The sequence below is a fragment of the Teredinibacter waterburyi genome (genome assembly GCF_001922985.1).
In the GTDB taxonomy this organism is placed as follows: Bacteria; Pseudomonadota; Gammaproteobacteria; order Pseudomonadales; family Cellvibrionaceae; genus Teredinibacter; species Teredinibacter waterburyi.
Genome location: NZ_MRUH01000054.1, coordinates 1 through 691, shown reverse-complemented (window position 1 = coordinate 691; position 691 = coordinate 1). Strand labels below are relative to the sequence as shown.

At 42.0% G+C, this 691-nt stretch carries 1 protein-coding gene; it reads right to left on the bottom strand.

Features of this window, described 5'->3' with window-relative positions; genetic code table 11:
- Nucleotides 1-125 precede the first annotated feature (125 nt).
- On the bottom strand, nt 126-691 hold a 566-nt coding region (locus IDZ20_RS05495), incomplete at its 5' end, for a hypothetical protein (protein ID WP_188150428.1).

Sequence of the window (691 nt, the reverse complement as noted above, 5' to 3'; positions counted from 1 at the left end):
AGACAATTACCACAAACCTAAAACCGACAAAGCGCTTTTTTCAATACCACGCATAACGCCGCCATAATTTGCCGACTGAAGCGTAGCGTAAGGCGGTCAAATTGATGGCTTTGTTAGCTGTGACGTTACTTAAGTTGAACGCCGTTTATACTCATTGATAAATTAAAATATGCTTCTTTGACTGTTTTGGTCATATGTTTTGACGTTTGGTATTTACCAACTCCATTTTCCGTACTCACCAACCAGTATGTTTCGCCATTTATTTTTGGCAATATATGCTTCAGCGGAATCATACGACCTTTAACAATATCGCCACACCAAGGGACCGAAACTTCTACGTTACCCAGTTTAGGATCAGTAAATTTAAATGAGCTAGTTTGACCTGATTTTTCAGAACCAACCTCCCGAACGTCCCAGTAGTTTCCGCGCTCAGCGCATAAAGCATCGTAGTATTCTTCGCACTTTAATTCCATACTCATCTCCTGCTCTTGGAAGGCAAGGCTAACGATTATGGTTTTATCAATAGGCTTCGGCTCACGCTCTACCTTCATATCTATGCATTCATAGACCCCGCACCCAATTAACACGATCATCGATATCAATAATAGTTTCTTCATGGCACTCATGACAGCTAACGCCAAGCTCACCTGCAATTTTTGCTGTGAGCGTTTGTGTAAAATGGAGCTGCGCG